Raw genomic sequence first — 17384 nt, 5'->3', positions numbered from 1 at the left:
TCAGGCTCCCGAGGACACGGCCGGGGACTGCAGCCGGGTGTCGAGCTTCTTCATCCGCTCGAGGATCTTCTCGGCGGTGGGCTCGCGCATCTCGTCGACCACGACGCCGTCGGCGAGGAAGACGACGCGGTCGGTGTGGGCCGCGGCCACCGGGTCGTGGGTCACCATGACGATCGTCTGGCCGAACTCGTCGACACTGCGCCGCAGGAACCCCAGTACCTCGGCGCCCGACGTCGAGTCGAGGTTGCCGGTCGGTTCGTCGGCGAACACGATCTCGGGCTTGCTCACCAGCGCGCGGGCACAGGCGACGCGCTGCTGCTGACCGCCGGACAGCTCGTTGGGCCGGTGGGTGAGGCGGTCGCGCAGCCCCACCGTCTCGATGACCAGGTCGAACCACTGCGGGTCGGCCTTGCGCCCCGCGATCGCCAGCGGCAGGAGGATGTTCTCCTCGGCGTTGAGGGTCGGGATGAGGTTGAAGGACTGGAAGACGAACCCGACCCGGTCGCGCCGCAGGGTCGTCAGGGCCTTGTCCTTGAGCTGGGTGATGTCGACGTCCCCGATGTAGACCTCACCGGCCGTGGCCGCGTCGAGCCCCGCCGCGCAGTGCATCAGCGTCGACTTGCCCGACCCCGACGGCCCCATGATCGCCGTGAACTCCCCTGCGGCGATGTCGAGGCTCACGCCGTCGAGGGCGCGGACCTGGGCCTCGCCCTTGCCGTAGACCTTGCTCAGGTCGCGGACCCGGGCCGCCGGTGCGCGGGTCGACCCGTCGCTGGCCACACGGGTGGTGTCGGACGAGGGCGTGGCGGTCATCGGGGCTCCCGGGCTCATGGTGGTGGTTCTCACGGATGACAACGCTAGGGACACCCACAATGCTCCACCCTCGGGTGAGACCCCGAGCCGCCCCTGACCCGACCCTGAGCCGGACCGTCAGCAGCCCGGAGACAAACCACCCGCATCCCGTCCGCACCGGGACGAACCGTCAGCTGATGACGACGCGAGCCACCTGCTCGAGGTCCGGCGCGTCATACCGCTCGCCCCGCACGACCCCCATGTCCCAGCGCATGACGAGGCCGCGCCCCCGGACCTCGAGGGTCGCGAGGTTGTTGTCGAACCACGGTCCTTCGGTCATCGGCCAGTCGTAGGGCGCGTTGGGCACCTTCGGCGTGCGGCGCACCAGCAGCTTGAGCGGGCGGGCCAGGCCCTTACCCAGCATGGCCTGGGCGATGCGGGCCTGGCGCGGCAGGGGGTTGCGGATCGGGGAGCAGACCGCCTGGATGATCCGGCTCGAGCCGGCGGGGAGCTGACCCGGCTCGATCTCGGTGACGTAGGAGTTGTGCACGTCGCCCGAGAGGAAGGTGATCGTTCCCGGGGCCCGACCCCGCTTGCCCTCCGCGACCTCCACCACCATGGCGAGCACCTTGGCGAAGCCGTCCTGGAACGCCGCCCAGTGCTCGAGGTCGAGCGCGCGGCGCATCTTCTCGCCCCACGTCGCGACCCGCGGACCCCAGGCACCGGTGGCCATCGCCTCGTTGATCGCCTCGAGGTCGTGGATCCCCTGGGCCATGAGGAACGGCAGCGAGGTGCCGATGAACAGGTGGTCGACGTCGCCGCGCAGCTCACCGTCGAGCCAGGCCATCTCGTCGTCGTCGAGGATCGAGCGGCGGTCCGGCTCGAGCAGCCGGGCGGCGCGGCTGTCCACCACGACGAGCCTGGAGTCGCCGAGGTCGCGGGAGTAGCTCCAGCGGTAGGTCTCGGGATGCTTGTCGACGCGTTCGGCGAAGGTGTCGAGCACCTCGGTGAGGTCGAGCTCGCCCTCGGCTCCCGACTCCGCGTGCCGGGCGATGAGCTGCCACACCTCGTCGTCCGCGAGGCCCTCGGGACTGAGGTTGCCGACGTGCTGGTAGACCCAGTACGACGCGAGGCCGCCGACGATGCGGTCGTGCCACCACGGCTTGCGGTTCATCTCCCGGTGCCAGTCCTGCGAGGTGTTCCAGTCGTCGCGGATGTCGTGGTCGTCGAAGATCATCGCGCTCGGCAGCGTCGACAGCAGCCAGCGGTTGAGGGGGTCGGACCACGCGAGCCGGTAGAGGTGCGCGTACTCCACGTAGTCCTTGAGCTCCTCGCCCGGCGGCTCGTCGAGGCTGCGCCGGGCGGCGATGAACTCGCGCATCTCCTCCGAGGTCTCGTCGGCGTAGACCTGGTCGCCCAGGAAGACCACGAGGTGCGGCCAGTGAGCCGGGTCCGCGCCCCGGAGGTGGTGGGCGTAGGCACGCAGCGCGTCGACCCCGTTGCTCTTGTTGCCCTCGGCGTCGTGGGGCACGCTCGTGCGGCACGAGCCGAACGCCATCCGCGTCGGCTCGCTGCGGAGCAGCGTCGTGATCCGGCTGGCTGGGAGCGTGGCGGCGAGCGACCCCTCCGGCTCGGCCGTGGACGGCCAGACCTGGGACCCGTCGACGTCGACGGTGTACTCGCTCGTGGCCCCCGGCTCGAGGCCGTCGAGGACGACCAGGGCGTAGTGGTGGCCGTGCGCGGCGAACGTCGGCGCATCCCACGACCGGTCGAACGCCCGCACCGTCACTGTCGCCGCGTCCCGCGTCTGCACCCACACGGTCGCGCTCGTCTCCGCCACGTGGCGCAGCAGGGGGCCAAGCGTGAGCGGGGTCGCGTCGAGTTCGGGCACGCACCGTTTCTACACGCACCGACTGTGCCGTGGGTGGCAAACCCCTGGGCGGACGACCAGCCCCGCACGGTATGGCGCGGTATGGCGCCATACCGTGCCGTCGGGGCACCCGCGGCGCCCACGCCGCTGCGACATGTCGGCTCACGCCGAAGCGACATGTCGGCTCACGCCGAAGGGCGGCTCCCTCTCGGGGAACCGCCCTCCGTGTCGTGCTGGTGACTCGGTGAGGAGCTGGGCTCAGAAGCCCATGCCGCCCATCTCGTCGCCACCGGGAGCCGCAGCGGCAGCCTTCTCGGGCTTGTCCGCGATGACGGCCTCGGTGGTGAGGAACAGCGCAGCGATCGACGCGGCGTTCTGCAGCGCGGAACGCGTCACCTTCGCCGGGTCGATGATGCCCGCGGCGATGAGGTCGACGTACTCGCCGCTCGCAGCGTTGAGGCCCCAGCCCGCAGGCAGGTTGGAGACCTTCTCGGAGACGACGCCGCCCTCGAGGCCGGCGTTGATCGCGATCTGCTTGAGCGGAGCGGACGCGGCGACGCGGACGATGTTCGCGCCGGTGGCCTCGTCACCCTCGAGCTCGAGCTTCTCGAACGCGGCCTTGGTCGCCTGGAGCAGGGCCACGCCACCACCGGCGACGATCCCCTCCTCGACAGCAGCCTTGGCGTTGCGCACGGCGTCCTCGATGCGGTGCTTGCGCTCCTTGAGCTCGACCTCGGTCGCGGCACCGGCCTTGATGACTGCAACGCCGCCGGCCAGCTTGGCCAGGCGCTCCTGCAGCTTCTCGCGGTCGTAGTCGCTGTCCGACTTGTCGATCTCGGCGCGGATCTGGTTGACGCGACCCTGGATCTGGTCGGCGTCGCCCGAACCCTCGACGATCGTGGTCTCGTCCTTGGTGACGACGACCTTGCGCGCGCGGCCGAGCAGGTCGAGCTCCGCGGTGTCGAGCTTGAGGCCGACCTCCTCGGAGATGACCTGGCCACCGGTGAGGATCGCGATGTCGGCCAGCATGGCCTTGCGACGGTCGCCGAAGCCTGGGGCCTTGACGGCGACGGACTTGAAGGTGCCACGGATCTTGTTGACCACCAGGGTCGACAGCGCTTCGCCGTCGACGTCCTCGGCGATGATGAGCAGCGGCTTGCCGGACTGCATGACCTTCTCGAGGAGGGGCAGCAGGTCCTTGATGCCGGAGATCTTGGAGTTCACGACGAGGACGTAGGGGTCCTCGAGCACGGCCTCCATGCGCTCGGTGTCAGTCACGAAGTAGTGGCTGATGTAGCCCTTGTCGAAGCGCATGCCCTCGGTGAGCTCGAGCTCGAGGCCGAAGGTGTTGCTCTCCTCGACGGTGATGACGCCTTCCTTGCCGACCTTGTCCATGGCCTCGGCGATCATCTCGCCGATCAGGGGGTCAGCAGCGGAGATCGAGGCCGTCGAAGCGATCTGCTCCTTGGTCTCGACGTCCTTGGCCATCTCGAGCAGCTGGGCGGAGACGGCCTCGACGGCCTTCTCGATCCCGCGCTTGAGGGCCATCGGGTTGGCGCCTGCCGCGACGTTGCGCAGACCCTCCTTGACGAGGGCCTGGGCGAGGACGGTGGCGGTGGTGGTGCCGTCGCCAGCGACGTCGTCGGTCTTCTTGGCGACCTCCTTGACGAGCTCGGCACCGATCTTCTCGTACGGGTCGTCGAGCTCGATCTCCTTGGCGATGGACACGCCATCGTTGGTGATCGTGGGGGCGCCCCACTTCTTCTCGAGGACGACGTTGCGGCCCTTCGGGCCGAGGGTGACGCGGACGGCGTCGGCGAGGATGTTCATGCCCCGCTCGAGACCGCGACGTGCCTCTTCATCGAATGCGATGATCTTGGCCATTCGGGTGGTTCCTCCCACGCGAATCGTGTGTGGCGGCCTCGCCGTGCCCGCGACGGACGGCCCGGTTCCGGCGGCTCACGTCGCACACGTTCCCCGGACCTCACTTTGAGGCCATGATTGTCACTCTCATGGTGAGAGTGCTAACGCCATTATTGGCACTCTCCCCCCGAGAGTGCAAACGCCTCGACCCAGTCCCGGGACACCTCGACCACACCGGCCCCGCGAACCGCTCACAGTGACGGCGTGCGGTGGTCCGGACCCCGGGTCGGGAGCCGGATGGCGTCACTGCGATCACCGGCCGTCGCGCCCTCGATTCGCGTGGACGACGCAGCCGTCACCGTGAGCACGCACCGTCGGCGGACGGTGGCGGGAGGGGTATGGCGCGGGGCCGGGTCCTGGTGGGAGCCTGAGCCATGGCAGCGCCACCCGAGCCGTTCGAGGGCTCGAACTTCCAGGTCGAGATCGACGGACTCGTGAGCTCCTCGTTCTCCCGCGTCGAGCTGCCCCAGGCGGTGGTCGACGAGGTCGCCCATCGCTCCGGCACCGACAGGACGTCAGCCTCCCGCAAGGCCCCGGGGCTCTCGCACTACTCCCACCTCGTGCTCACGCGGGGCCTGACGAACGACCTGGAGCTCTGGCACTGGTGGACGTCCGCCCGTGACGGCGACCCGTCGGTCGACCGCGACGTCGCCGTGCGGCTGGTCGACGCGACGGGTTCGCTGGCGCTGACCTGGCGGTTCCGCAACGCGTTCCCCGTCGTCCACCGGCTCACCCCGCTCGACGCGTCGTCCAGCGACGTGGTGCTGGAGACGGTCGAGCTGGCCTTCGACGCGATGGACGCCGACGCCTGACCTCGAGGCACCTGCTCGACCCAGCAGAGGCTGCTGCCGTGGGCACAGGTTGCTCCCTGCCCGTACTGCAGCAACCTCTGCTAGCAGAGGTTGCTGCAGTCGAGGCGTGGGGCGTTGGGCGTGGGGACAGCGAGCGGACCGGAGTCAGCGGGTGAAGCGCAGGGTGACCACCTGGAACGGGCGCAGGGCGAGCCCCACGCCACCGTCGACGGCCTCGACGCCCGGAGTCGGCAGCGGGCGCTCGAGCAGGTCGACCGCCTCCACCCCACCGAACTCGAACCCTGCCAGCACGGTGGCCGAGCTCCGGGACCCCAGCGACTCGTAGAGCCGGACCACGACGTCACCCGACCCGTCGTCGGCCAGCTTGACCGCCTCGACGACGGCGGAGCCCTCCGACACGGTGACCAGCGGCTCGACCACGGCTCCCGAGCCGGGGACCGTCCGCAGGGGGAGGTTGATCCGGTACCCCTCGCGGATGGCGTCGGCGATCCCGGCGCCGGGGACGACGGCATACCGGAGGCGGTGGACCCCGAGGTCGGCGACCGGGTCGGGGCTCTGCGGGGCGCGGAGCAGGGAGAGCCGGACCTGCGTCGTGGTGCCGCCGCCGTCACGGTCGCGGCGGGTGACGTCGTGGCCGTAGGTCGAGTCGTTGACGACGGCCGCGCCGTACCCGGGCTCGCCCACGTGGACCCAGCGGTGCGCGCAGATCTCGAACTTGGCCGCGTCCCACGACGTGTTGGTGTGGGTCGGGCGCTGGACGTGGCCGAACTGCACCTCGGCGGTCGAGCGCTCCGTCGTCACGTCGAGGTCGAACCCGGCCTTGAGGATCTTCTCGCGCTCGCGCCAGTCCACCTCGGTGTCGACGTCGACCCGGGCCTCGCCCGGCGTCAGGGTCACGAGCTGGGTGACGGTGGACTCCCCGAAGTGCCGCACGACACGGACCCCACCGTCCACGGCCGAGAGCGACGAGGCGTCCGTGAGGTCGGTCCAGGTCCGCCGGTAGTAGGCGTCGACGTCCCAGGCGTCGAAGTCGACAGGGGTGTCGGGGTGCAGCTGGAGCAGGTTGCCGGCGGCACCGGGGGCCAGCGCCTCCCGGCCGGTGGTCGTGTCGACCACGGAGGTGAGCAGCCCCCGCGCGTCGACGACCGCGCGGACGAGCCCGTTGGACAGCACCCACCCGTCACCCTCGGCGGCGACCTCCACCTCAGCCAGGTCAGCGGCGCGTGGGCCGCCACCGAGCGCGGCGACTCCCCCGCGCGGGTGCGGGCTCGCGTTGAACGCCACGTCGACATCGCCGTCCCCGGCCAGGGCCGCCTGGGCCCCTTCGATGATCGCGGTGAGCTCCCCAGCCACGGCCTCGTAGTTGGCGACCGCCTCGCGGTGCACCCACCCGATCGAGGAGCCGGGGAGGATGTCGTGGAACTGCTGCAGCAGCACCACCTTCCAGATCCGGTCCAGCTCCTCCAACGGGTATGCCGCGCCGGTGCGGACGGTGGCGGTGCTCGCCCAGAGCTCGGCCTCGCGCAGCAGGTGCTCGCTGCGACGGTTGCCCTGCTTGGTCTTCGCCTGCGACGTGTACGTGCCGCGGTGCATCTCGAGGTAGAGCTCACCGACCCAGACCGGCGCGTGGGGGTACTCCGCTTGGGCCTGCTCGAAGAACGCATCCGGCCGCTCGATCTCGACCCGCGCCGAGCCGTCCAGGTCCTTCAGCCGTGCAGCCCGCGCGAGCATCTCGCGGGTGGGGCCGCCACCACCGTCGCCCCAGCCGAACGGCAGCAGCGAGCGGGTCACGTCGCCCTTGTCGGAGAAGTTGCGGGCGGCGTGCGCCACCTCGGCGCCGGAGACCTCCGAGCCGTAGGTGTCGGCCGGCGGGAAGTGCGTGAAGATCCGCGTGCCGTCCAGCCCCTCCCAGCGGAACGAGTGGTGCGGGAAGCGGTTCGTCGTGTTCCAGGAGATCTTCTGGGTGAGGAACCACTGCGACGCCGAGAGCGCGATGAGCTGCGGCAGCGCGGCGGTGTACCCGAACGAGTCCGGCAGCCACACCTCGCGCGTCTCGATGCCGAACTCGTCGAGGAAGAAGCGCTTCCCGTGGTTGAGCTGGCGCGCCAGCGCCTCGCCGCCGGGCATGTTCGTGTCGGACTCGACCCACATCCCGCCGACGGGGACGAACCGGCCCTCACGGACGCGCTCGACCACCCCGGCCCACACCTCCGGCCGGTGGTCGCGCAGCCACGCGAACTGCTGGGCCGACGACATCGCGTAGACCAGCTCGGGGTGCTCGTCCATGAGTGCGAGGACGTTCGAGCTGGTGCGGGCGACCTTGCGGACGGTCTCGCGCACCGGCCACAACCAGGCCGAGTCGATGTGGGCGTGGCCCACGGCCGAGATGCGGTGGGCACTGGCGCGGGCCGGGTCGGCCAGGACCCCGGCGAGCTGCGCCCTCGCGGCCGAGGCGGACCCGCTGATGTCGGAGGTGTCGAGGACGTCGAACGCCCGGTCGATCGCGCGCAGCAGCTGCCACTGGCGCGGGTCGCTCCCGGGCAGCTCGGAGGCGAGCTGACCCAGCACCTCGAGGTCCTGCTGGAGCTCCCAGACCTCCTGCTCGAAGACGGCGAGCTCGGCGCGCACGACGGAGTACAGCGGTTCGCTCCCGGCCGTCTCCTTCTCGCCGAGCGGGGACGGAGTGAAGTCGAACCCGCCCCCACCCAGCAGCAGCGGGTTGGAGGCCGACTCGACGAACAGCTCGACCTCCTCACCACCCTTCGCCTCGTCGGTGACGCGCACCCACTGGTTGCGCGGGTTGAGCCCCTTCACCGGGGTGCCGTCGGCCCGGTAGACGAGGCCCTCGACGTGGAACCCGGTGCGCAGCGGGTCGAACCCCAGGTCGAGCCTCAGGTCGACCGGTCGCCCCGCGTGCGTGTCGGGCACGGTCGCCCGCACCCGCCACCAGGTGGTGCCCCAGGGCGGCCCCCAGCGGTCGTTCACCTGCGCGGCGGCATACGGGGCGGCGAGGCCCTCCTCGACCGGGACGGGCTCGCCGGGCGCGTCCCAGCGGCCCAGGTCGACCGGTACCGGGGCCGACCACACGGCGCCCTCGATCCGCTGCAGGGTCCGGCGGAGACGTCCTTCGATGAGGCGACGGTCGTCGTGCATGGTGCTCCTTCTCGTGGGGGCGAGTGGTTCCGACAGGTATGGCGCGGGGTCCAGCGGGCGGGACGGGGCGGGCGGGGGCGGTCGTCAGGCGGCGATGGCGACGACGGTGCGGTCGGTGAGCTCGAGGAGGTGGTGGCCCTCGTGGCCTCCGACGATGGCACGGCGACCACGGACCGGCGACCGGCGACCATCCGGGCAGACGAGCATCGTGCCGTCGGCATCGATCGCCACGAGTTCGTCACCGACCCGCAGGAGCAGCGGCGCGTCCGGGCCGGCCGAGACCGCTGTGCGGCCCGCGAGCATCCCGCCGAGCACGTCGCCGTCCTCGCATGCCACCCACGTCGTGGGCGATCCGGGGGCCGCGTCGTGACCGGGACGGTGGAAGTCGCTGCCCCCCCAACGGCAGCGGGCTCCCGGCAGCGATCCACCAGGCCAACGGGCCGCCGTCGGTGCGGTCGGTCCACGACGAGTGCCAGACCTCCGCCGCCGGGGCGGGCGAGGTCGGCGCGCCACCGGCTGAGGCGGGCGGAGGGTGCCGCCAGGCGCAGTCCCCGGACACCGGGTGGTTGACCGACAGCAGCCCGCCGCGGCTCGTCACGTCGGCCGCCCACTCCCCGCCCGGGCGCCGGAAGTCGACCCAGCCGATGTCGCCGAACGCGTTCGCGTGGCCGTCGGCCGTGGTCACCTCCTGGCCGGGCAGCAGCTCGATCCCGTGGCGCGCACCCGCCTCGGCCAGGAACGGGTGGTGGCTCGTGGTGTTGTGGTCGGTGACCCAGAGGAAGTCCAGGCCCCGACCGGCAGTCAGCGCCGCGAGCTCGTCGATCGTGAGCGCACCGTCGGAGTGGACCGTGTGGGCGTGGCAGTCCCCGGCCCGCCAGGTGAGGCCGTCCACCGCCGGGAGGTCACGCCGCGGCCGACGAGGTGGGACGGGAGACCGGGGGCCGGACCACGCGCCCGGGGAGTCGACCACCGCAGAGCCCACCACCGCAGAGTCGACCACCGAGGAGTCGACCACCGTGGCGTCGGTGTCGACGACGACCTGCCACGGGAGGCCCTGGGCCGGCAGGCGGTGGAGGCCGAGGACGACCTGCCACTCCCCTGTCGGCAGACCCCGGTCGAGGTAGCCCGGTGTGCTGGAGCCGGGACCGATCTCCACGACGCTGCGCGCGCCGCCGGACCAGCCGCGCCAGCCCTGCGGGTCGACGAGACCGAGGTCGAGCACGCCGCCCGCGCCGTGGGACCGGTCGAAGTCGAGGGTCACGCGCACCCCCGCGGTCGACGCGGACACCTCGAACGGCAGGTACTGCCAGACGGACCCGGCGCGGTCGTCCGGGGTCCAGGTCCCGGCGTGACGGATCACGACCCGATCAGCTCGCCGTCCCCGTCGGCGCGGTAGAGCAGGGCCCGGCCGGGCGCCGGGGCGAGGTCGATGGTGTCGCCGAGTCCGGGCTCCTCGGACTCCGGGACGACCGCGCGGACCGCCTGCTCCCCGGCGTCCACCGTCACGAGCACGTTGACCCCGAGGTTCTCGACGGCACTGACCGTGCCACGCATTCCGGAAACCTTCGGGTGGCTGGCCTCACCCCGCCCGGGAACCCCCTCACGATCCCCGGGTGAGGCAAGGACGTACTCGGGGCGCACGCCGTACACGACCTTGTCGCCCTCACCGACCGCGAAGCCGTCGGGGACGGGAAGGGTGAACCCACCGAGGTCGAGGCGTCCGTCGACCACCTGGGCGTCGAGCAGGTTCATCGGGGTGGCGCCGATGAAGTTGGCCACGAACGTGTTGGCTGGACGCTGGAACACCTCGCGCGGCGTCCCGATCTGGCGGATCCGCCCCGACTCCATGACCGCCATCCGGTCGGCCATCGCCAGGGCCTCCGCCTGGTCGTGGGTGACGAAGACGGTGGTGACGCCGAGCGACTTCTGCAGCTGCTTGAGGAAGGTGCGCGCCTCGAGCCGCAGGCGCGCATCGAGGTTGGACAGGGGCTCGTCGAAGAGGAACACCTGCGGGTGGCAGGCGATGGCGCGGGCCAGGGCCACCCGCTGCTGCTGGCCGCCCGACAGCTGTGCCGGACGGCGCTGCATCAACGCACCCAGGCTCAGCCCCTCGGCGGTCTCGCGCGCCCGTGACTCGCGTTCGGCCTTGGCGACCTTCTGGATCCGCAGCGGGTAGGCGACGTTGTCGGTCACCGTCATGTGGGGGAAGAGGGCGTAGTCCTGGAAGACCATCGCGACGTCCCGGTCCCCCGGATCGAGCCGCGTGACGTCGCGGTCGCCGATCCGGACCGATCCCTCGGTCGCTGCCTCGAGCCCCGCGAGCGTGCGCAGCAAGGTGGTCTTGCCGCAGCCCGACGGCCCGAGCAGCGCGAAGAACTCGCCGTCGCCGATCTCGACGTCCACGCCGTCGACGCCACGCACGCCGCCGGGGTACTCCTTGACCAGTCCGGTCAGTGTCACTGAGGCCATCAGCCCTTGATTCCTCCTTGGAAGGCGAACCCGTAGCGGCGGTTCACGACGAGGTACAGCACGACGACGGGCACGGAGTACACGAGCGCGAACGTCGAGATGAGGGAGAAGTTCGGCTGGCCGCCTGCGTCGTAGAACGTGTACATCACCACTGCCGCAGGCTGTTTCGCCGGAGCGGACAGCAGGACGTACGGGACGAGGAAGTTGCCCCAGACCTGGACCAGCGCCCAGACCCCCACCGTCGCCATACCGGGGCGGATCACGGGCAGGACGATGTGGCGCAGGATCTGACCGGGTGAGGCGCCGAAGACGCGGGCCGACTCCTCGTAGGACTTCGGGATGGAGTCGACGAAGTCCTTGAGCATGAAGACCGCCGCCGGCAGCAGGCCGCCCGACAGCACGAGCACCACCCCGAACTGCCGGTCGATGATCCCCAGCTGGAACAGCATGAGGAAGATCGGCACCATCGCTGCCGTCCCCGTGACGATGGAGCTGAGGAGCAGGAGGGCGTACAGGAGCTGGTCGCGTCCCGGGATGCGCACCCGCGAGAGGGCGTATGCCGCCAGCGCCGCGAGGACGATCACCAGCACCGAGGAGCCGATCGCCAGGACGAGCGAGTTGCGGATGGACGGCCACGTCTGGGGGTTCGCGAAGAGCTTGTCGAAGTTGCCGAACGTGAACCCGGACAGGGTCGCCCGGTACGACGGGGTCGGCGAGAACGGCGTCAGCACCAGCCACAGCAGGGGCAGCGCGAAGAACACCACGAGGACGCACAGACCTGCGTAGCCGAGGGACCGGGCCGCGATGGTCCGCGCCGGGTTGGCGGCGGGACGGGCCGAGGGGGCGTGGGTCGCCGTCGCGGCGCTCATGCGGTCGCCTCCTTGTCGCTGCCGTTGCGCAGCAACCGGATGTAGACCACGGCGATGACGAGGTTGGCCAGCAGGAGCAGCAACGAGATCGCCGAGCCGTAGCCGAGGTGGCCGCCGATGATGGCCTCCTTGTAGATGTAGACCGGGAGGATCTCGGACTCGTTGTCGGGACCGCCCCCGGTGAGCAGGTAGGGCGAGAAGTCGTTGAAGGTCCACAGCGTGATGAGCAGCGTGTTGGTCAGGACGTGCCGCTTCACGGTCGGGAGCACCACGTCCCGCAGCTGCTGCCAGGGCCTGGCTCCCGCCATCCGCGCCACCTCGAGGTGCGAGCGCGGGACGGTGTTGAGCGCGGCCGAGTAGAGCAGCATCGAGAAGGCCGTGCCACGCCAGATGTTGAAGATGATGATGACGGCCATCGGGTGGTCCAGCGCCCACGCCATGTCGGTCGTGCCGAGCAGGGCGTTGAGGGTGCCGTCGCGCCGGTCGAGCAACGCCTGCCAGAGGAAGGCGACCACCGAGCCCGGCAGGATCCAGGCGAGCAGGACCAGGACGTTGAGCGTGTTGCGGATGGCCGGCCGGGTGGTCCGGAAGAACCACGCGAGCAGGAAGCCGAGGACGTTCTGCCCCACGACCGCGGAGAACCCGACGTAGAGCAGGGTGAGGTACAGCGACTTGGTGAACGCCGGGTCCCCGAGCGCCGTGACGTAGTTGCCGAGCCCGACGAAGGTGGGTGCCTTGGCGCCGGAACCGCTGAGGCTGTAGTCGAGCAGGCCGAGGTAGATGGTCCACGCCGCCGGGAAGACGAGGAACACCCCGACGAGGACGAGCGCGGGCGCGACGAACGCCATCGCCCGGCCACGGCCGAGCCCGACGACGTCGCTGTCAGCTCCCGGAGACGTGGTCGGCACCGACGGCCTTCTGGAGGGCGGACTGGTAGGTGGCTGCGGCCTCGTCGGGCGACTTCCCGCTCACCACCGCTGCGGTCGCCTCCTGGATGGCCAGCGAGACCTCGTTGTACTTCTCGTCGGAGGGCCGGTAGGTCGTGATCGGCAGGACCTCCTTGGAGATGAAGCTCAGCAGCGGGTCGTCGGTCAGCGTCTGGGCGTTGACGTCGGCGCGCGCAGAGATGCGGATCTGGGCCTTGGACAGTGCCGTCTGCATCTGCGCCGAGGACATCCACGCCATCAGCTCCCAGGCCTGCTGGGGGTACTTGGTCTTCGGGTTGAGCATCCAGCCGGCGCCACCGGAGACGCTGACGAAGTCCTGGCCGTTCACGCCCTTGCCCGGCGCCATCGCCGGGATCTTGGCCCACCCGACGACGTCGTTGCGCTTCGGCATGGCCGTGGTCGCGCAGTCGGTGGTGCTGGGGCAGATGACCGAGCGCCAGAAGTAGTCGCCCTCGGCGAGGATGCCGATCTTGTCCTTGCTGAAGTCGGCGAACGACTGGTCGCGTCCGGCCTTGTCCTGCTGCACCTTCGGGTCCCCCAGGCCACCTCCGTAGATCGACGTGTAGAAGCCGAGGACGTCCTTCACGCCGGCGGTCGCGCCCTGCCACTTCGCACCGGAGTCGTCGTAGAGCGGCTGACCCGTGCCGGCCAGCAGCGGGAGGAACCCCTGGGCGGTCGTGGCCTCACCCATCGGGACACCGGCGTTGATCTGGATCGGGGTGACCCCGGAGAGCTTCTTCAGCGCCTGGCCGGCGCTGAGGATGTCGGCCCACGACTTCGGCTGCCAGTCGGTGGGCAGGCCGGCCTTGGCGAAGAGGGTCTTGTTGAAGTACAGCACCCGGCCGTCGGTGCCGTTGGGGATGCCGTAGAGCTGGTCCTTGAAGGTGAGGTTCTGCTGGACCGCCTTGGAGATCTGGGTCCACCCGTCCCACTTCTTGGCCGTGTCGCCGACGACGGTGTCGAGCGGCTGGACGTACCCGGCGCTGGCCAGCTCGCCCAGCCAGATGCCGTCGGCGGCGAACACGTCGGCGCCGCTGCCGGTCTTGAGGTTGAGCTCGAGCTTGGTCTTGTACTGCTCGTCCTCGACGCCGGACCCGTTGAACGTCACCTTCGCCGTGACGCCCTTGGCCTTCTGCGCCGCGACGAACCCGGGGATCACGCTGTCGGTGATCCACGCGGCCTCGGCGGCGTTCTTGCCGCCGACGACGTCGTTCGCGCTGATGGTCAGCGTGACGACCTTGGCGTCGGCGTTCGCCTTGGGGTCTGCGGTGGTGCTGTTGTCCTTGGCGCCCACGCACCCGGACAGGACGAGGGACAGGGCGGTACCGCTGGTCAGCAGCACGGCACGGCGGGAGAGACGCATCGGGGGACCTCCGGGCTCGGACGTCGGCACGGGCCAGGGGGCTGTCTGCACCGACTGCAGGTCCTCGTTGACCTGCGTCAGCAACCCTTCCACAGTGGGACGAAACGGTCCACGCTGACAATCTCGTGCTTTGTCAGGTCAAATGGTGACGAACGACCGCGACAGCCAGCCACGGCCCCCGACCACGACCACCCTCGGTCGGACGACTACGACTGCACCAGGGTGCGCAGGGTGGCGTCGGCCTCCGACGACACCGGGTCGTCCAGGTCGCCGACGAACACGACCTGCGCCTCGCGCGCCGGGTTGGACTCGAGCTCGGCGAGGACGGTCCGCAGGGCGGCGAGGTTGGGGTGGTCCATCGACGTGCAGGCCTCCGCCGGGGCCAGCGTCTCGACGGCCGCCTCGACCTGCGCCCTGGACAGGTCATAGGTCTGGGTGCCGTGGGCGTGGCCGACGATCTTCGCGAGCACGACGGCGGGCAGGCCGTGCGTCCCTCCGGGTCCGTTCACGTGCGGGAACTCCCGCTCCGGCGAGCTCGACGCCGGACTGATCCCCACGCCGTACGCGACCGGGGCCACCCACCCCTCGATGGTCGCGGCGAGCGCGTCCTTGATGGCGGCGATTCCCTCGGGGGTGCTCCAGTCGTTGCTCATCGCCCCATCCTGACAGCCGACGGGAAGGCATCGGGGTAGGACCGCAGGTCGACCGTGCCGTTGTCCACCGAGGTCGCGGCGAGGACGGCGTGCGCGACGGCCCGCGTCACGCAGTCACCGGCCGCCACCATGAGCGCGTGCAGGGACGGGAGGTCGGGCGCTGGGCGCTCCCCCGTCGAGAGGGTGAAGAGCGTGTCACCGTCGAGCAGGGTGTGGACCGGGTGGATCGCCCGCGCGAGCCCGTCGTGGCCCAACCCGCTGACCTTCTGGCACTGGGCCTTCGTGAGGACGGCGTCCGTCGCGATGACGCCGATCGTCGTGGCCGTGCCGGGCCGGACGGGCTGCCCCTGGTGTGCCGCGGCAGCACGTTCCCGGGCCGCGTCCAGCTCCGACGCTGCCGGCGCCCCGACGTCGGCGAACTCCCCGTCGAGCCCGAAGCGGGTCGCGAAGAGCTCCCCGGTCCGGTCGTCGACGGCCGTACCGATCGCGTTCACCACCACCAGGGCGGCCACGGTGGTGCCGTCCGCGAGCACGGCGCTGGCCGAGCCGACGCCGCCCTTGAGGCCCCCGACCCTGGCACCGGTACCGGCCCCGACACAGCCCTGGACGACCGCCCCAGCGGTTGCCGCGTCGAAGGCCGCAGCCCCGTCGACGGCACCGGGGGCGTTCCCGAACTCGCCACCCCGCCCGAGGTCGAACAGCACCGCACCCGGCACGATCGGCACCACCTGCCCCGGCGCCCCCATCGGCCACCCGACACCGGCGTCATACAGGCGTCGGACGACTCCGTCCGCGGCGGCGAGGCCGAAGGCGCTCCCACCGGTGAGCACGACGGCGTTGACGCGGTCGACGAGGTTGCGCGGGTCGAGCAGGTCGGTCTCGCGCGTGCCCGGGGCCCCGCCGCGGACGTCGACGCCACCGACCGCCCCGGCACCGGGAGCCAGGACGACGGTCGTGCCGGTGAGCCAGCCGGGCTCGGTGCGCGTGGCGTGGCCGACCCGCATTCCCGGGACGTCGGTGAGGGAGTTGGTCGGGCCGGGTCGCACGGGCTCAGTCCTCGGAGGCGTCGACGACGCAGAACCGGTTGCCGTCCGGGTCCTGCAGGACGACGAAGTCGTGCGGCTCGTCGGGGTAGGGCCAGTCCTCGACCCGGCGGGCACCGAGGGCGACCAGGCGTTCCACCTCGGCGCCCTGGTCGCGGGCGTAGAGGTCGAGGTGGATCTCGGGGAACTGGGGCGGGTCGGCACCCACGCCGTCGAGGGAGAGGTTGGGGCCGGACCGACCCTCACGAGGTCGCAGGATGACCCAGTCGGGCTCGGGCTCGTCCCGCGGTTCGTAGTCCAGTGCGGGCGCCCAGAAGCCATCGCCCGGGCGACGTCGGCGACGTGCACGACGATCGACCCGATCCTCAGCCCCTCTCTCACGACAGCTCCAGGTGGTGGGCGGCGTCGTGGGCGACGAACCCCACCCGCTCGACCATCGGCCGGGTGAACTTCCCCGCCGTCATCCGGACCTCGGTCAGGCCCTGTGCCCGGGACCAGTCGACGGCAGCGCGCAGGAGGAACTCCCCCACGCTCAGGCCCCGGTGCGTCGGACGGACGAAGAAGGTGTCGACGAGCAGGACGCCTGCCGCGTCGCTGCGCCCCGGCCACGGCAGGGCCGGCACGACAGCCGCCTGCAGGTAGCCCGCGTGCTGGTCGCCGACCTCGGCGATCCACGCCGGGCGGATGCGGACCTGGGCCGACCAGGCCCGGGCGAACCGGTCGAGGAAGCCCGGCTCGGGGGTGCCGCCCCGGTGCAGCGCGCACTGCAGCGTCAGGCCGGCCACGACCAGGGCGTCGTCAGGTCCCGCGGGGCGCGTGCGCACGTCGGTCACGGCGGCAGTCAAGCACGCGGAGACGGTATGGCGCGCGCAGAGCCGCGCAGGCGCCATACCGTCCTCCCCTGCCGCCCTGCCCCGCAAAGCGGGTGTCGTTCGGCAAACCCGGCACAAATAACACCCGGTTCGCCGAGCGACACCCGCTTTGCGCGGGCGGCGAGGGTCCGCGGACACAGCGACGCCCGTCCAGTCGATTCTGGACGGGCGTGACTGTGTCTGGGGGACCGGCTACAGCTGGATGCCGAGCCGTCGGGCGCTGCGGGCGCGCTGGCGCGAGGCGCGCAGTCGGCGCAGGCGCTTGATGAGCATGGGGTCCGCCTCGAGGGCGGCCTGAGAGTCGATGAGGGCGTTGAGCACCTGGTAGTAGCGGGTGGCGCTCATGTCGAAGAGCTCCTTGATGGCCTGCTCCTTGGCCCCGGCGTACTTCCACCACTGCCGCTCGAAGGCGATGATCTCGCGATCGCGCTCGCTCAGCCCTGCGGCGGCGCTGACGTGATCCTGCTCGTGTGCGGCGTTCACTCTCGACCCTTCGTGACGGTGCCTTGCAGGGGCAACTATACGGAGGGAATCACACGCTTGTCATTCTGTTCGGCGAGCCGTGCCCGACGACTTTCCGTGCTCGGTCACACCTGTCACACGCACCCCACAGATGCT

16 protein-coding genes are annotated in these 17384 nt (G+C 71.1%); 1 reads left to right on the top strand and 15 read right to left on the bottom strand.

Annotation, left to right across the window (positions count from 1 at the left end; translation table 11 throughout):
• The 3 genes from ASD62_RS13665 to groL all read right to left on the bottom strand — a co-directional run bounded on the left by ASD62_RS13665 (position 1) and on the right by groL (position 4546).
• Positions 1-813: an ABC transporter ATP-binding protein gene (locus tag ASD62_RS13665; protein WP_082553294.1), complete on the bottom strand. Its 813-nt coding sequence runs from the start codon at positions 811-813 to the stop codon at positions 1-3.
• Between the two features lie 169 nt (positions 814-982).
• Positions 983-2683: an alkaline phosphatase D family protein gene (locus ASD62_RS13660; RefSeq protein WP_235530704.1), complete on the bottom strand. Its 1701-nt coding sequence runs from the start codon at positions 2681-2683 to the stop codon at positions 983-985.
• 237 nt (positions 2684-2920) lie between these two features.
• Positions 2921-4546: a chaperonin GroEL gene (gene groL / locus ASD62_RS13655; RefSeq protein ID WP_056916426.1), complete on the bottom strand. Its 1626-nt coding sequence runs from the start codon at positions 4544-4546 to the stop codon at positions 2921-2923.
• Positions 4547-4959: 413 nt separating this feature from the next.
• Between groL and ASD62_RS13650 the strand changes: the two genes are divergently transcribed.
• Positions 4960-5397 (top strand): phage tail protein, encoded by a 438-nt coding sequence (locus ASD62_RS13650; RefSeq protein WP_056916425.1) that lies wholly within the window; start codon positions 4960-4962, stop codon positions 5395-5397.
• Positions 5398-5541: 144 nt separating this feature from the next.
• On the opposite strand, the gene ASD62_RS13645 is transcribed toward ASD62_RS13650, so the two are convergent.
• The 12 genes from ASD62_RS13645 to ASD62_RS13595 form a co-directional block, all read right to left on the bottom strand.
• Entirely contained in the window at positions 5542-8550 is a 3009-nt protein-coding gene (locus ASD62_RS13645; RefSeq protein WP_056916424.1) for a glycoside hydrolase family 38 C-terminal domain-containing protein, read from the bottom strand.
• Between the two features lie 84 nt (positions 8551-8634).
• The gene (locus tag ASD62_RS20165) at positions 8635-8781 is read right to left on the bottom strand and encodes a hypothetical protein (protein WP_157581471.1); all 147 of its coding nucleotides are present in this window, start codon (positions 8779-8781) and stop codon (positions 8635-8637) included.
• Positions 8782-8788: 7 nt separating this feature from the next.
• Entirely contained in the window at positions 8789-9910 is a 1122-nt protein-coding gene (locus ASD62_RS13640; RefSeq protein ID WP_157581470.1) for a CehA/McbA family metallohydrolase, read from the bottom strand.
• Complete coding sequence (locus ASD62_RS13635) at positions 9907-11019, bottom strand: ABC transporter ATP-binding protein (RefSeq protein ID WP_056916423.1); 1113 nt, start codon at positions 11017-11019, stop codon at positions 9907-9909. Before ASD62_RS13635 ends, ASD62_RS13640 begins: the two co-directional genes overlap by 4 nt.
• Positions 11019-11888 carry a carbohydrate ABC transporter permease gene (locus tag ASD62_RS13630; protein WP_082580819.1) on the bottom strand — a complete coding sequence of 290 codons (870 nt, stop codon included), beginning with the start codon at positions 11886-11888 and terminating at the stop codon, positions 11019-11021. The genes ASD62_RS13635 and ASD62_RS13630 overlap by 1 nt, the downstream gene beginning before the upstream one ends.
• Positions 11885-12796, bottom strand: coding sequence for a carbohydrate ABC transporter permease (locus ASD62_RS13625; RefSeq protein ID WP_056916422.1), 912 nt, complete (start codon positions 12794-12796; stop codon positions 11885-11887). The genes ASD62_RS13630 and ASD62_RS13625 overlap by 4 nt, the downstream gene beginning before the upstream one ends.
• Positions 12771-14291: an extracellular solute-binding protein gene (locus tag ASD62_RS13620; protein WP_235530703.1), complete on the bottom strand. Its 1521-nt coding sequence runs from the start codon at positions 14289-14291 to the stop codon at positions 12771-12773. Before ASD62_RS13620 ends, ASD62_RS13625 begins: the two co-directional genes overlap by 26 nt.
• 113 nt (positions 14292-14404) lie before the next feature.
• Positions 14405-14851, bottom strand: coding sequence for a hypothetical protein (locus tag ASD62_RS13615; RefSeq protein ID WP_056916421.1), 447 nt, complete (start codon positions 14849-14851; stop codon positions 14405-14407).
• On the bottom strand, positions 14848-15897 hold the full coding sequence (locus ASD62_RS13610; protein WP_082580818.1) for a P1 family peptidase: 1050 nt from the start codon (positions 15895-15897) through the stop codon (positions 14848-14850). The genes ASD62_RS13615 and ASD62_RS13610 overlap by 4 nt, the downstream gene beginning before the upstream one ends.
• A gap of 4 nt (positions 15898-15901) precedes the next feature.
• The gene (locus ASD62_RS13605; RefSeq protein ID WP_369818820.1) at positions 15902-16153 is read right to left on the bottom strand and encodes a VOC family protein; all 252 of its coding nucleotides are present in this window, start codon (positions 16151-16153) and stop codon (positions 15902-15904) included.
• A 118-nt stretch (positions 16154-16271) separates the two neighbouring features.
• Entirely contained in the window at positions 16272-16727 is a 456-nt protein-coding gene (locus tag ASD62_RS13600; RefSeq protein ID WP_056916420.1) for a GNAT family N-acetyltransferase, read from the bottom strand.
• Between the two features lie 231 nt (positions 16728-16958).
• Positions 16959-17249: a DUF3263 domain-containing protein gene (locus ASD62_RS13595; protein WP_200947831.1), complete on the bottom strand. Its 291-nt coding sequence runs from the start codon at positions 17247-17249 to the stop codon at positions 16959-16961.
• Positions 17250-17384: the final 135 nt, after the last annotated feature.

Origin of the sequence: Phycicoccus sp. Root563, from assembly GCF_001427915.1 — a bacterium.
GTDB lineage: Bacteria > Actinomycetota > Actinomycetes > Actinomycetales > Dermatophilaceae > Pedococcus.
This window is presented reverse-complemented; position numbering and strand designations above follow the sequence as displayed.